Source organism: Streptomyces sp. NPDC127197 (genome assembly GCF_042672405.1).
In the GTDB taxonomy this organism is placed as follows: Bacteria; Actinomycetota; Actinomycetes; order Streptomycetales; family Streptomycetaceae; genus Streptomyces; species Streptomyces flavusporus.
On sequence record NZ_JBHXVG010000011.1, the window covers coordinates 1 to 13,359 of the forward strand.

The 13,359-nt window shown below is 71.6% G+C and carries 12 protein-coding genes and 1 tRNA gene; 5 read left to right on the plus strand and 8 right to left on the minus strand.

Going from position 1 to position 13,359, the window contains the following annotated elements:
- Nucleotides 1–311: 311 nt before the first annotated feature.
- The 5 genes from ACFVJQ_RS18855 to ACFVJQ_RS18875 form a co-directional block, all read right to left on the minus strand.
- Nucleotides 312–384 (minus strand) — tRNA-Arg (locus ACFVJQ_RS18855).
- A 130-nt stretch (nucleotides 385–514) separates the two neighbouring features.
- Complete coding sequence (locus ACFVJQ_RS18860) at nucleotides 515–1,738, minus strand: beta-ketoacyl-[acyl-carrier-protein] synthase family protein (RefSeq protein WP_385785148.1); 1,224 nt, start codon at nucleotides 1,736–1,738, stop codon at nucleotides 515–517.
- The gene (locus ACFVJQ_RS18865; RefSeq protein ID WP_385785151.1) at nucleotides 1,728–2,024 is read right to left on the minus strand and encodes a phosphopantetheine-binding protein; all 297 of its coding nucleotides are present in this window, start codon (nucleotides 2,022–2,024) and stop codon (nucleotides 1,728–1,730) included. The genes ACFVJQ_RS18860 and ACFVJQ_RS18865 overlap by 11 nt, the downstream gene beginning before the upstream one ends.
- Before the next feature lie 119 nt (nucleotides 2,025–2,143).
- Nucleotides 2,144–3,823 carry an IclR family transcriptional regulator C-terminal domain-containing protein gene (locus tag ACFVJQ_RS18870; RefSeq protein WP_385785154.1) on the minus strand — a complete coding sequence of 560 codons (1,680 nt, stop codon included), beginning with the start codon at nucleotides 3,821–3,823 and terminating at the stop codon, nucleotides 2,144–2,146.
- A gap of 83 nt (nucleotides 3,824–3,906) precedes the next feature.
- Nucleotides 3,907–5,196 carry a M6 family metalloprotease domain-containing protein gene (locus ACFVJQ_RS18875; protein ID WP_385513425.1) on the minus strand — a complete coding sequence of 430 codons (1,290 nt, stop codon included), beginning with the start codon at nucleotides 5,194–5,196 and terminating at the stop codon, nucleotides 3,907–3,909.
- A gap of 313 nt (nucleotides 5,197–5,509) precedes the next feature.
- On the opposite strand from ACFVJQ_RS18875, the gene ACFVJQ_RS18880 reads away from it, so the two are divergent.
- Both ACFVJQ_RS18880 and ACFVJQ_RS18885 read left to right on the plus strand, forming a co-directional pair.
- Nucleotides 5,510–6,154: a TetR/AcrR family transcriptional regulator gene (locus ACFVJQ_RS18880; RefSeq protein WP_385513426.1), complete on the plus strand. Its 645-nt coding sequence runs from the start codon at nucleotides 5,510–5,512 to the stop codon at nucleotides 6,152–6,154.
- Between the two features lie 134 nt (nucleotides 6,155–6,288).
- Complete coding sequence (locus ACFVJQ_RS18885) at nucleotides 6,289–7,836, plus strand: MFS transporter (RefSeq protein WP_385785159.1); 1,548 nt, start codon at nucleotides 6,289–6,291, stop codon at nucleotides 7,834–7,836.
- Between the two features lie 103 nt (nucleotides 7,837–7,939).
- On the opposite strand, the gene ACFVJQ_RS18890 is transcribed toward ACFVJQ_RS18885, so the two are convergent.
- A complete protein-coding gene (locus ACFVJQ_RS18890) occupies nucleotides 7,940–8,449 on the minus strand; it encodes a MarR family winged helix-turn-helix transcriptional regulator (RefSeq protein WP_385513428.1) in 510 nt (169 codons plus the stop codon).
- 102 nt (nucleotides 8,450–8,551) lie between these two features.
- Here ACFVJQ_RS18890 and ACFVJQ_RS18895 point away from each other — a divergent pair, with 102 nt between their 5' ends.
- Nucleotides 8,552–9,346, plus strand: a complete 795-nt coding sequence (locus tag ACFVJQ_RS18895; protein WP_385785162.1) for a dioxygenase — start codon at nucleotides 8,552–8,554, stop codon at nucleotides 9,344–9,346.
- A 16-nt stretch (nucleotides 9,347–9,362) separates the two neighbouring features.
- Here the strand turns inward: ACFVJQ_RS18895 and ACFVJQ_RS18900 are convergent, their stop codons facing one another.
- Nucleotides 9,363–9,881: a GNAT family N-acetyltransferase gene (locus ACFVJQ_RS18900; RefSeq protein WP_385513430.1), complete on the minus strand. Its 519-nt coding sequence runs from the start codon at nucleotides 9,879–9,881 to the stop codon at nucleotides 9,363–9,365.
- A 188-nt stretch (nucleotides 9,882–10,069) separates the two neighbouring features.
- Here ACFVJQ_RS18900 and ACFVJQ_RS18905 point away from each other — a divergent pair, with 188 nt between their 5' ends.
- Both ACFVJQ_RS18905 and ACFVJQ_RS18910 read left to right on the plus strand, forming a co-directional pair.
- Nucleotides 10,070–11,068, plus strand: a complete 999-nt coding sequence (locus tag ACFVJQ_RS18905) for an RNA polymerase sigma factor RpoD/SigA (RefSeq protein WP_385513431.1) — start codon at nucleotides 10,070–10,072, stop codon at nucleotides 11,066–11,068.
- 491 nt (nucleotides 11,069–11,559) lie between these two features.
- Complete coding sequence (locus ACFVJQ_RS18910) at nucleotides 11,560–12,198, plus strand: TetR/AcrR family transcriptional regulator (protein WP_385513520.1); 639 nt, start codon at nucleotides 11,560–11,562, stop codon at nucleotides 12,196–12,198.
- 176 nt (nucleotides 12,199–12,374) lie between these two features.
- Here ACFVJQ_RS18910 and ACFVJQ_RS18915 read toward each other — a convergent pair whose 3' ends face one another.
- Nucleotides 12,375–13,355, minus strand: a complete 981-nt coding sequence (locus ACFVJQ_RS18915) for a helix-turn-helix transcriptional regulator (RefSeq protein ID WP_385785166.1) — start codon at nucleotides 13,353–13,355, stop codon at nucleotides 12,375–12,377.
- Between the last annotated feature and the right edge of the window lie 4 nt (nucleotides 13,356–13,359).

The window sequence follows — 13,359 nt, forward strand, 5'->3', positions numbered from 1 at the left end:
AGCCATGGTCGGCAGCCGCCTGAGAGCCACACCCAGCTCCCCTGGGCGCCCTCACCCTACGAATGGGAGGACCAGCCCGCTCAAGAACGTAGAGCCGCCTGAGGGCCAGGCGGTGGGTGTCGCACAGAATGCGCAGCAGGCACAGCACCGTGGGCCGCGCTGAACAGCCGTGGCGTTGCGTCGGATGCGGCCTCTCTGAACGGGCTTGGGCTTGGTGTCCGCCATGCTCTGGAACCCACTGAAGGCTAACGCCACGGCTACGACGAGCAGCGCGCCTACCCGAGAGAGGTAAGCGCGCTGGTCAGACACAGTGCCCCCGGCAGGATTCGAACCTGCGACACCCGCTTTAGGAGAGCGGTGCTCTATCCCCTGAGCTACGAAGGCGGGGATCTCGGTGAGATCCGGCGACTAGCCTAGCGGATAAGGGATCGACAGTGGCAAGGTTCCCGTTTCCGCAGGTCAGACGGTCAGTCGGGAGGGCCTGCAGGGGACCGCCGAGGACGGTCGGCCCCCGTCACGGAGCGGTGAACAGCAGGACGGCGTTCTGGCCGCCGAAGCCGAAGGAGCAGGTGATGCCCGCGTCCGTTCCGGTCGGGCGTGGGCAGCCGGTCACGATGTCGAGCTTGTGGTCGCCGTCCTGGCCCTCGAAGTTCGCCACCGGCGGGACGCTGCCGTGGCGCAGGGCGAGGACCGTGTACGCGGCCTGGATCGCGCCGGCCGCGCCCAGGGCGTGGCCGATCACGCCCTTGGACGCGGTGACCGGGGGGACCTTTCCGCCGAAGACCCGGGTGAGGGCCGCCGCCTCCGCCGCGTCGTTGAGGGGGGTGGAGGTGCCGTGCGCGTTGACGTGACCGATGTCGCGGGGGCGGCAGCCCGCGTCGGCGAGGGCCGCGGCGAGGGCCCGGACCGCGCCGTCGCCGTCGGGGTGCGGGGCGACGGGGTGGTGGGCGTCGGCGGTGGCGCCGTATCCGCGCAGCAGTGCCAGGACGGGTGCCCGGCGGGCCCGTGCGGTGGACAGCCGCTCCAGGACGAGTACGGCGGCGCCCTCGCCGAGGACGAAACCGTCCCGTGCCGCGTCGAACGGCCTGCTGGCGAGGGGCGGGTCCGTCCCGCGCCGGGACAGCGCCCGCATCCGGGTGAAGCAGGTGGCGGTCATCCGGGAGCGTGCGGACTCGCTGCCGCCGGCCAGCACGATGTCGCACGTCCCCGACCGCAGCAGGTCCCGTGCGACACCGATCGCGGTCGCGCCCGAGGCGCAGGCGCTGGAGGTGGTGAAGCTGGGGCCGCGCGCCCCGAGGTCGATCGCGACCTCGCCCGCGGCCATGCTCGGCACACTGCGCGGCAGCGCGAGCGGCGACACCCGCTCCGGTCTGCCCGCGGCCAGATGGCAGAACTCGGTGACGTAGGTGCTCAGGCTGTTGGATCCGACGCCCAGGACGACCCCGACCCGGTCCCCGTGCCACGTACGGTGATCGAGGCCCGCGTCGGCGACGGCCCGGCGCGCGGCGACCAGGGCGAACTGGATGAAGCGGTCCAGGCGCCGCGCGGGCGACCGGCCGAGCTCCGACCCGGCGTCGAAGTCCCGCACCTGGCAGGAGAAGTCGACGGGCAGCCCGGCGAGTTCGGGGTCGGGGGCGGCCGACGAGCGGCCCCTGCACAGGGCCGTCCAGTTCTCCTCCGCGCTGTGGCCCGCCGGGGTCACCAGGCCCAGCCCGGTGACCGCGACCTCAGGCCGCATCCCGGAACGCCCGGGCCGCGTCACCGAGGGTCGAGCCGGGGGAGAGGTCCTGGGCGTGCTCTGGCAGGACGATCCCGTATTCCTCCTCGGCCGCCACCACGAGCTCCATCAGCGACAGCGAGTCCATGCCGAGGCTCTCGAACGTCGTCGTCGTGTACAGCTCGCCGGGATCGGCCGCCACGTCCAGATGGCCGGTCAGCAGGGCGATGAGCCGTTCGGGAAGGACGGGCTGTGCCGCCGGCCGCGTCCGTTCGGTCCGTTCCGCCTGCTGCGCTGACTGGGTCATGCCGAGGTCTCCTGTTCCATGGCCGCGAACCTCATACCGGTGCGCACGGTGTGAACGTCTGCACGGCAGCCAGGAAACGCTTCGCCACCCGTTCGAGCGAGAGAGACCGGCGCCGACGGTCAGGTCAGGGGTACGGGGGTGAAGCGGGCGGACACATGGAGGTCGGACTCGATGTGAGCGGCCGTCGTGCGCAGGGCGGGGACGAGGTGCTCGACGCATTCCTGGGGGGTGTGGCGGGAGCTGTGCATCGCCGTGTTGAGGGCGGCGACCGCCCGGCCCGTACGGTCGCGGACGGGCACCGCGATCGAGCGCAGCCCTTCCTCCAACTCCTCGTCGACCAGGGCGTATCCCTGCGCTCCGACCTCCTCCAGGGCGCGGGCCAGGGCCTGCGGGTCCGTGATCGTGCGGGGCGTCAGCGGGCGCAGCGGGCCGGTGCCCAGGTGGCGTTCGGCGGGCGGGAGGTCGGCGAGCAGGACGCGGCCCATCGAGGTCGCGTAGGCGGGCAGGCGGGTGCCGACCGTGATGTTCACGCTCATCACGCGGCTCGTGGCCACCCGTGCCGTGTACTGGATCTCGTCGCCCGCCGCCGTCAGGACCGCCAGCGACGTCGACTCGTGGATGCGGTCCGCGAGGGCGGCCAGATGCGGTGCCGCGATCTGCGGGAGGGACGTACGGGACAGGGGCGGGTAGCCGAGGGAGAGGACCTGCGGGGTGAGGCGGAAGGCGCCCGCGCGTGACTGGGTGACCATGCCCAGGTGCTCGTAGGTGATCAGCGCCCGGCGGGCGGTCGCCCGGGCCAGGCCGGTCGCCTTTGCCACCTCCGTCAGCGTCAGCTCCGCCCGGCCCTCGCCGAAGGCCGTCAGTACGGTCAGGCCCCGGGCCAGCGACTCGACGAACTCCCGGCCCAGCTCCTGCTTCGACGCACCCGTCCAGGTCGCGAGCCCCGAGGGGGCCGGCGCGGGCTCGGGCGGGGGCGCCGTGCGCAGGTCCTCCTCCATCGCCGCCACCGCCTCCCGCAGCCGCGGCAGCAGTGTGTCGCGCAGGCCGGCCGCCGTGTGCCGGCTGGTGTGGCTGACCACGCTCGCCGCACAGGCGATCCGGCCGGTACGGGGATCCCGTACGGGCACCGACACCGCCACGAGCCCCGGCTCGATCAACTGGTCGTCCAGTGCCCAGCCGTCCTGCCGGGCCTGCGCCGCCCGCCGCGCGAACTCCTCGGCCGGAGGGGGGTTCTCCCTCGGTGGTACGGCCGGGAAGCCGTGGTTCTCCGGGTCCGCCGCCCGGCGGGTGCGCCAGCGCTGCCAGTCCTCGGAGGTCCACTCCGTCGCGAACAGGGGGCCCGGCGCGGTGCGTTCGGCGGGCAGCAGGTCGCCGATGCGGAAGCTCAGCGACATCGCGCGGCGGCGGGTCGCCTGGTGGATGAAGCGGATGCCGTCGCCGTCGCGGACCGCCAGCGACACCGACTCGTCCAGTGCGTCGGCGAGGGCGTCGGCGCGCGCGTCCAGCAGCGCGGGCAGGCGCAGGGCGGCCAGAAAAGCGTTGCCGAGTTCCATCAGCCGGGGGGTGAGGACCGCGTCCCGGCCGTCGAGGCGGACGTATCCCATCCGGGCGAGCGTGGCCGTGATCCGGTCGACCGTGGAACGCGCGAGGCCGGTGGCCCGTTCCAGGGCGCTCAGGCTCAGGGTTCCGCCCGCCTCGGTCAGCTGCCGCAGGACGGCGATCCCGCGGATCAACGGCGTGACCGCCTCGGCCGGTACGGCGGGGGCGGCGGCCTCGTCGAGCGTGGGATGGGCGGACATCTGTTCTCCGGTACGGCGATCGCGGCAGGCCTACGGTAACGGCGGATCCGCCCGGCGGCGTTCCCGGTGGGCCGCCGCACCGGCTACCGCCGGGTCACCCGCACCATGTGGTTGCCGTCCAGGTCCGCGCCCGCCACCGCGATCCGTATGCCCCGCCGGGGGTCCTCGAAGGTCTCGCCGGGGGTGAAGGGGGCGTCGGAGAGTTCGGCGTGGACGTTCGGGCTGCGGGTGCAGCCGCCGCTGTCGCGCTGGGAGTCGAACACCTTCACCGGGCCGAGACCGGTGTCCACTTCCGCGTCCACCTTGTAGATCAGCACGCCTGCCCGGCACACCGCCTCGTCGTTGCCGTCGCGGGTGCGCAGTTCGACGGCGTAGCCCGTGCGCTTGTCGAGGGGTATGAAGACGAGCTTCGGGCCGCCCTCGCGGGCCAGCGGGGTCAGTGTGTGCTCGGTCGTGCCGTGGGCGGCTGCACAGCTCACCTGGGTCGCGTCCAGCCAGCCGAGCTTCCACTTGTGCCAGCCGAGGAGGTCGTTGTTGGCGCCCCAGTCCTCGCTCATGATGTCCCAGTGGCCGACCGCGCCCCCGCCCTCCTGGGTGTAGAGGTCGGGCAGCCCGAAGACATGGCCGTTCTCGTGCGGCAGGACGCGGAAGCCGGTCTTGTCGTAGGAGCCGGAGCCGTCGTCCTGGCGGGAGTAGACGAAGGACGCGTTCGCGAGGGGTATGCCGTCCGCCGTGGGGGCGTCGCCGTTGCCCGCGAAGGTGACGGACAGGACGGTGTCGAGCGCCGACGGGCCCGCGTTCGGCGTCACCAGCACGTTCAGAAGGTCGTACGCGCGGAAGTCGATCTTGGCGTCGGTCTCCGCCACGATGTCCTGGACCAGCCGGCGGTAGCCGGGTTCGAAGGGCGCGCCGCGCTCTATGCCGTACGCCTTGAACGACTTCGGCATGCGCAGCCAGCCGCGGACCGGGGTCTCGGGCCGGTAGTCGAGGCGGCCGTAGGAGCTGGTGCGGAACCACTCCCGGGTCTGCGGGAAGAACTCGTGGAAGCGGTCCATTGCCTTGCCCTGACCGGGCGCGTCCGAGAAGTCGATCATCAGGGTGAGGGCGCGGACGGTGCCGGTGGAACGGGAGTAGCCGTCGGAGGTCGGTATGCCCTCCGACATCTGGACGTCCAGATCGCTGCGGATCATGCACGGGGTGAGGGCGGAGGGGTGGGCCGGGAGGGTGAGCGGACGCGCCCCCGCCGACACCGAGCCCGCCGTGAGCCGGCCCGTGCCGGCCGATGTGCTGAGCGCGAAGGTCAGCGCGGTCACCGCCGCGAGGGCGGCCGCACGCCGCCTGCGTATCCGGGGGCTGGACGACTGCGGCTGCATGCTTGGACCTTTCGCTCCAGGCAGCCACCGGTCTCCGGCTGCACCCTCTCTCGCTCACCCTGTGCCGGGTGGGGCGCGGGCGCGCGCTGAAGGAGACCGATCGTGGGAATTTCGGGTGCGTAAGGGCCGGTCAGCGGGCCCTTACGGCCATATGGCCGACCTTGTGACGCGGGTCACAGGAAATCTCTCCCGGAGCGGGAAATAACCGGGGAGCGAATCCCCGTTTAACCATGCGTCCGAGCGAAACGGGGATTCGCTCCCCGGATCGTCAGCCCACTGAGCCCGTCCGCCTCACCAGTCCCAGGAGTACGCCGTGCAGACCGCCACTCCCGAACGCCGCAAGGCGAGCCGGCCGCGCGCCGACGCCCTGCGCAACCGGGAACGGATCGTCACCGCCGCCCGGGAGATGTTCGTCGAACACGGCCCCGACGTGCCGCTCGACGAGATCGCCCGCCGGGCCGGCGTCGGCAACGCCACGGTGTACCGCAACTTCCCGGACCGCGACGCCCTCGTCCGCGAGGTCGTCTGCTCGGTCATGGACCGTACGGCCCGGGCGGCCGAGCACGCCCTCGCGGAGAGCGGCGACGCCTTCGAGGCACTGGAGCACTTCGTGCACGCCGCAGCCGACGAGCGGATCAGCGCGCTGTGCCCGATGGTCGCCAGCACCTTCGACAAGCACCACCCCGACCTGGAGGCCGCGCGCGTACGGGTCGAGCAACTCGTCGCGGAGCTCATGGGCCGCGCCCAGGCGGCCGGGCAACTGCGCACCGACATCGGCGTCGGTGACCTGATGATCGTCGTCGCCCAGCTCAGCCGGCCCCCGGCCGGGTCGCCGTGCATGAGCGTCGACCGGTTCGTGCACCGTCATCTCCAGCTGTTCCTGGACGGACTGCGGGCGCCGGCGCCCTCCGCCCTGCCGGGCAGGGCGGTGACCGTGGAGGACCTGCGGCAGGCGTAGACGTCAACAGATCTGCACGTTCCGAAGCCCGACATCCCGAATTCCATTCCCGACGTTTCGAAGTTCCGAAGGTCTGAGTCTCCGAGTTCCGAATTTCCGTCCCGAAGTCCTGAAGTCCCGAAGTGGGTACATCCATGTCTGAAACAGCCCGAAGCGTCCCCGACGCCTCCGCACCCGCCCCTGATCCGGGCCGCTGGAAAGCGCTCGTCTTCATCGCGCTCGCCCAGCTGATGGTCGTTCTCGACGCGACCATCGTGAACATCGCCCTGCCCTCGGCCCAGCAGGACCTGGGTATCTCCGACGGCAACCGGCAGTGGGTCGTCACGGCCTACGCCCTCGCCTTCGGTGGTCTGCTGCTCTTCGGCGGCCGCATAGCCGACCTGTGGGGCCGCAAGCGCACCTTCGTCCTCGGCCTGGCCGGCTTCGCCGCCGCCTCCGCGCTGGGCGGCGCCGCCACCAACGAGGCGATGATGTTCGGCTCCCGCGCCCTGCAGGGCGTCTTCGGTGCCCTCCTCGCGCCCGCCGCGCTGTCCCTGCTCGCCGTGATGTTCACGGACGCCAAGGAGCGCGCCAAGGCCTTCGGCATCTACGGTGCGATCGCCGGTGGTGGCGGCGCCGTCGGTCTGATCCTCGGCGGTTTCCTCACCGAGTACCTGGACTGGCGCTGGACGTTCTTCGTCAACATCCCCTTCGCGGTGGTCGCCGCGGCCGGTGCCTGGTTCGTCATCCGTGAGCCCGAGGGCAGCCGCAACCGTTCCCCGCTCGACATCCCCGGCGTGATCCTGTCCACCCTCGGTCTGGTCGCGCTCGTCTACGGCTTCACCCGCGCCGAGTCGGAGGGCTGGAGCGACTCCGTGACGATCGGCATGTTCGTCGGATCCGCCGTGCTGCTCGCCGCGTTCGTGTTCGTCGAGGCCCGCGTCGAGGCCCCGCTGCTGCCGCTGCGGGTGCTCACCGAGCGCAACCGCGGAGGTGTCTACCTCTCGCTGGGCCTGGCGATCATCGGGATGTTCGGCCTGTTCCTCTTCCTGACCTACTACCTCCAGATCGTGAAGAGCTACTCGCCGGTCAAGACCGGTTTCGCCTTCCTGCCGATGATCGTCGGCATGATCGTGGGCTCGACCCAGATCGGCACCCGCCTGATGACCCGGGTCGCGCCGCGCCTGCTGATGGGCCCCGGCTTCCTGGTCGCGGCCGTCGGCATGCTGCTGCTGACCCAGCTGGAGATCGACTCCTCGTACGCGGCCCTGCTGCTGCCGGCGATGCTGCTGCTCGGCCTCGGCATGGGTACGGCCTTCATGCCGGCGATGTCCCTGGCCACCCAGGGCGTCGAGCCGCGGGACTCCGGTGTCGCCTCCGCGATGGTCAACACCTCGCAGCAGGTGGGCGGCGCGATCGGCACCGCCCTGCTGAACACGATCGCCGCCTCGGCGACGACCTCGTACATCGCCGACCACATCCGTTCGGCCACGTCCCCCGCCCAGCAGCAGGTCGTGCAGCTGGAGGGCATGGTGCAGGGCTACACCAGCGCCATCTGGGTCGCCGTCGGCATCCTGGTCCTCGCCGCGGTGATCGCCGTGACCTTCATCAACGCCGGCCGCCCGGACACCGCCGCGGTGACCGGCTCCGGTTCCGGTGAGGGTGCCGAGGACGAGGTGGCGGTGCCGGTGATCGCACACTGACGCCGTTCGCCGGCTCGTACCCCTTCGGGCCATCCGTACGGACGAGGAGGGGACGCCTCGTCCGTACGACCCCCAGGACCTGCCCTGGTTCCCTGAGCTCGCTCTAGCGGAGCCAGGGCAGGTCCGCTCCCGCGTCATCGGGCTGGAGTCCCTCGGCGACGATCTGCATGATCTCGCCGAGGGACTTCTGCTGTTCCGGGGTGAGCCGATCGAACAGCGCCTGGCGTACGGCGGCCACATGGCCCGGCGCGGACCGCTTCAGCACCTCCATGCCCGCATCCGTCAGCACCGCGAGCTGGCCCCGCTTGTCCGAGGGGCAGTCCTCGCGGCGCACCCAGCCGCTCTTCTCCAGGCGGGCGATCGCGTGCGAGAGGCGGGAGCGGGTGATCTTCGCCTTCATGGCCAGTTCGGTCATCCGCAGCCGGCGGTGCGGGGCCTCGGCGAGTCCGACGAGGAGCCCGTAGTAGACGTGCGGCATGCCCGCGTCGCGCTGGAGCTGGCGGTCGAGGTGGTCCTCGAGGAGCGTGGTGGCATGCAGGTAGGAGCGCCAGATGCGCTGCTCCTCCTCGGTGAGCCAGCGGGGTGCGTCAGCGGATGCGGGTGCCGTGTTCATGGATCCACTGTACGAGCCCTCTTCTTGAATTTTGAACAAACTCGGCGTAGTCTCTTGACCGACAGCTTGAGATTTCAAGTAATCCGTCAGGGAGCCGCCGTCATGTCCGCCGCAGCCGCCCAGGAGCGCATGCCCGCCCTCTACCTCAGCCACGGCGCGCCGCCCCTCGCGGACGACCCGGTCTGGCCCGGCCAGCTCGCCGCCTGGTCCGCCGACCTGCCCCGCCCCAAGGCGATCCTCGTCGTCTCCGCCCACTGGGAGGAGGCCCCCCTCGCCCTCGGTGCCACCCGGACCGTCCCCCTCGTCTACGACTTCTGGGGCTTCCCCGAGCACTACTACCAGGTGCGCTACGAGGCCCCCGGCGCCCCCGAACTCGCCGAGTCCGTACGCAAGCTGCTGCGCGCCCCCGGCATGCCGGTGCAGGACATCCCCGACCGGGGGCTCGACCACGGGGCGTACGTCCCGCTGGTGGAGATGTTCCCCGAGGCCGACCTGCCGGTCCTGCAGGTCTCCATGCCGACCCTCGACCCCGTGCAGCTGATGGGCATCGGCCGCCGGCTGGCCCCGCTGCGTGACGAGGGCGTGCTCATCGTCGGCTCCGGCTTCTTCACCCACAACCTCGCCGCGCTGCGCCACACCGGCGGGGGAGTGCCGAGCTGGTCCTCCGAGTTCGACGACTGGGGCCGGCGTGCGATGGAGGCCCGTGACGTGGACGCCCTGCTGGACTTCCTCCACAAGGCGCCGGCGGGCCGCTACGCCCACCCCCGCACCGAGCACTTCGCGCCGCTGTTCGTGACCATGGGCGCGGCGGAGGTGGCCGGTGAGCTGGATGCGCAGAAGTCGGTGATCGACGGGTTCTGGATGGGGATGGCGAAGCGGTCGGTGCAGTTCGGGTGAACCCCAGGGGGAGGGGCTACAGCTCCTTCTCGTACCAGGCGACGTCCCAGTACCGCCCGAACTTGCGGCCCACCTCCCGGTACGTCCCGACGTACCGGAACCCGAAGCGCTCGTGCAGCCGCGTGGACGCCTCGTTGGGCTGTGCGATGCCGGCGTAGGCACGGTGCAGGTCCTCGCCGGCCAGGGCCTCGAAGAGGGCCTTGTAGAGCAGCGTGCCGATGCCGCGGCGCCCGGCGTGCGGGGCGACGTAGACCGTGGCCTCCACGGAGGTGTCGTAGGCGGGCTTCGCGCGATAAGGGCTGGATGTGGCGTACCCCAGAATTTCCTGTGAGTCCGCGTCCGTGGCAACCATCAGCCGGTGCGGTCCGTCTTCAGGGTGGGAGAGCAGCCAAGGGCGGCGCTCTTCCGGAGTGAAGACCGCGGTATCGAATGTGATGGGCGTCTCACGTACGTAGTGGTTGTAGAGGTCGGTGAGGGCCTCGAGGTCACTCTCGACTCCTGGCCTGACCTGCACCTCTGTACGTCCCGGCCGCATCGCGCCTCCCTGCTCGGCGGGACAGGGTACTGCATGATCAGAAAAATCGAGGGTGGGTGGGGAATTCTGTCCGGATTCCAGTCGTTGTTTCCATCGGATGCAGGGCACCCGAAGAGCCTTAGAGAGCGCCGAGAGTGCTGAGCGTCCGCAGGACCACCCGCTGACCTCACCATCGCAAGGGAGCACGCATGGCAACCCGTGCCGTCGCCCGTCGTACGTCCGCCGCGGGCGAGACCGTCGACGCGCCCAGCAGTGTTCGCGCCCATGGCGGCGAGATCGCGGACCGCGATCTGGTCGGCATGTACCTCGACGAAATCGCGCGTACACCGCTGCTCGACGCCGCAAAGGAGGTCGAGCTGTCCCAGACGATCGAAGCGGGTGTGTTCGCGCGACAGGTCCTCGACGGATACGAGGAGACCCAGACCGACGCCACCCGCGCCGAACTGGAGGCCCTGGTCGCCGAGGGTGAGCGGGCCAAGGACATCTTCATCCGCTCCAACCTCCGCCTGGTCGTCGCCGTGGCCCGCCGCTACCCCCGGAGCGGTCTGCCGCTGCTCGACCTGATCCAGGAGGGCAACGCGGGCCTGGTGCGCGCGGTCGAGAAGTTCGACTACCGCAAGGGCTTCAAGTTCTCCACGTACGCCACCTGGTGGATCCGCCAGGCGATCACCCGCTCCATAGCCGACCAGTCGCGCACCATCCGCCTGCCCGTCCACCTGGTGGAGGAGCTGGGCCGGATCCGGCGCGTGCAGCGCGAGTTCAACCGTGAGCACGGCCGGGACCCGGAGCCCACCGAGGTCGCCGCCGAGCTCGGCTCGTCGCCGGAGCGCGTCATCGACGTGCTCGACTGGGCCCGCGACCCGGTCTCCCTGAACATGTCGGTGGACGACGAGGGCGAGACCCAGTTCGGCGACCTGCTCGAGGACACCTCCGCGGTGTCGCCGGAGCAGTCGGTGCTGACGCTGCTGCGCAGCGAGGAGCTGGACGACCTGATCGGCCGCCTCGACCAGCGCACGGCCTCGATCATCAAGATGCGGTACGGCATCGAGGACGGCCGGGAGCGCACGCTGACCGAGGTCGGCAAGGAGCACGGCCTGACCCGCGAGCGCATCCGCCAGATCGAGAAGCACGCGCTGCTGGAGCTGAAGAAGCTGGCGCGGTCCACCGGGTTCGACGCGGCGGCGTGACCGCCCGTCGGACCGGCGGTCGGCGCCCGACGGGCGCACGGCCCGTGCGGGCGCGTACGCGGGGTGGCGAAAGGCCGCGCAAACATGGCGATGTAACGCCGCTTCAAGCGGCGCGGGCCAGGGAACAAGACCTCCGAGCACGGGAGTTCGGGGGTCCGGCCCCCGGTCGCGGCCGGACCGCATTCGCAACCAGAGCCACGTCCCGACGCACTCCCCCCGGCGCCGGGACCTTCCCCAGCCGGGCTTCGGCGCCTTCCCCCGGGCGTCGGGGCCCGGCTGTTGCTCTTCCGGGCGCGGGCACGACTGGGCGGCGGGGCACCCCGTACCTGAACACCGGGGTGGCCCGCCGGATGGCAGATTGTGTCACATGGACATAGTCTGCCGACGTGAGCAACACCACCTCCGCGCAGAACCCGCGCCGTTCTTCGTCCCATACCTCCCGGTCCTCCGCTTCGTCCTCGCTGACGGAGCGGCGTAAGGCGGCAACGCGGATGGAGATCGCCCGGGCGGCGGCGGGACTCTTCGTACGACACGGCCTGCGCGCCACCCGCGCCGAGGACATCGCCCAGGCCACGGGCATCGCCCCGCGCACCTTCTACCGCTACTTCGCCACCAAGGAGGAGGCGGTCGCCCCGCTCTACGCGGCCGGCGCCCAACGCTGGGCCGAGGCCGTCCGCGAGGCCCCCGTCGGCCTCTCCATACCCGAGGCCCTGGAACACGCCATACGCCACACCCTGACCCCGGGCCTGGGCGTTTCGGCCGCCTCCTGGGAATGGGTCCGCACCCTCATCCACCTGGCCCACACGAGCCCGGCCATCGGAAAGGTGTGGGCAGAGGTGTGCCGGGCGTCGGAGGACATGCTGGCGGAGGTCCTGGCGGAAAGGGCGCGGGCTGGGGCGCCTTCGGTCACAGAGTGTCAGGACAACGTTGCCGACCGGATCACCGTGACCCCGGAACTCCGCTTCACCGCAGCGGTCGCGAGCGCATCGGTCCGCGTGGCCGTCGAATCCTGGGCATCAAGCCCGGCACTGGCTTCAGGCCCGTCCGGCCCAGCGGAGCTGGCGCTGCGAAACCTTGGGGCACTGCGGGGGTTCCGGTGGGAGGGGGCGGCCGAAGCGGGCGGCCACTGATCGCACCCACACGCCGTCAACCCGCGGGCATTCGTGCCTCCCCAGAGGGGCCCCCAGGGCGGCACGGGTGGGCGCGGGCGGCAACCCGCCAGCGCCGGGCTGCGCCGCCTACCCCCACGCTGCGCACCCGTCAATCCACGCCAGCCGCACCCCGCCCAAGCGAACCCGCGCCAGCCTCACCCGGCGTCCACCCCACCCCCACCCGCCCGACTCAACCGCCCACCCAACTCCCGTACGCATTCCACAAGTTCCCCCGGCCCCTCCACAGCGAACTCCACCCCCACCATCGCCAGCCGCACCGCCAACCACTCCACCGGATCCCCGTCGGCGCCCGCCAACCGGCACCGCCCCGCCCCCACCGCCTCCGGCACCCCCAGCCACCGCGGCAGCCGAGCCGCCACCACCTCCGCCGACGCCTCGAACGTGACGGCGAACTCGTACGTCTCCTGCCGCCGTCCGATCGACTGCCGCAGATACTCCGCCGCACTTCCCGTCGGCAACTCCCGCGGAGCGAACCGCACTCCGGTGGCGAACGGCTCGCTCACCCGGTCGACCCGGAACGTCCGCCAGTCCGCACGGTCGAGGTCGTACGCCACGAGGTACCACCGCCGCCCCGTCGACACCAGCCGGTACGGCTCCGTCAGCCGCCGCGACTCGCTGCCGTCCTTCGCCCGATAGGCGAACCGCAGCCGCTCCCGCCCGGCCACCGTGGACGCCATCGCGGTCAGCGTCTCGGGCGCGATACTCGGCCCGTCCCCACTGGTCAGCGGCGTGGTCGCGGCCTGCAGCGTGGTCACCCGGTGGCGTAGCCGAACCGGCAGCACCTGTTCCAGTTTGGCCAGGGCCCTGACCGACGCCTCGTCGACGCCCTCCAGGGCGTGCCCCGCCCCGGCCCGCAGGCCGACGGCGATGGCCACCGCCTCCTCGTCGTCGAGCACGAGCGGTGGCATCGCCTTGCCCGCGACGAGCCGGTAGCCGCCGTCGGCCCCTTTGGTCGCCTGCACGGGATAGCCCAGCTCCCGCAGCCGGTCGATGTCCCGTCGGACCGTGCGCCGCGACACCCCGAGCCGCTCGGCGAGCTCGCCGCCGGGCCATTCGCGGGGCGTCTGGAGGAGGGAGAGGAGCTGGAGGATGCGTGCCGGAGTGTCCGTCGTCATGAGT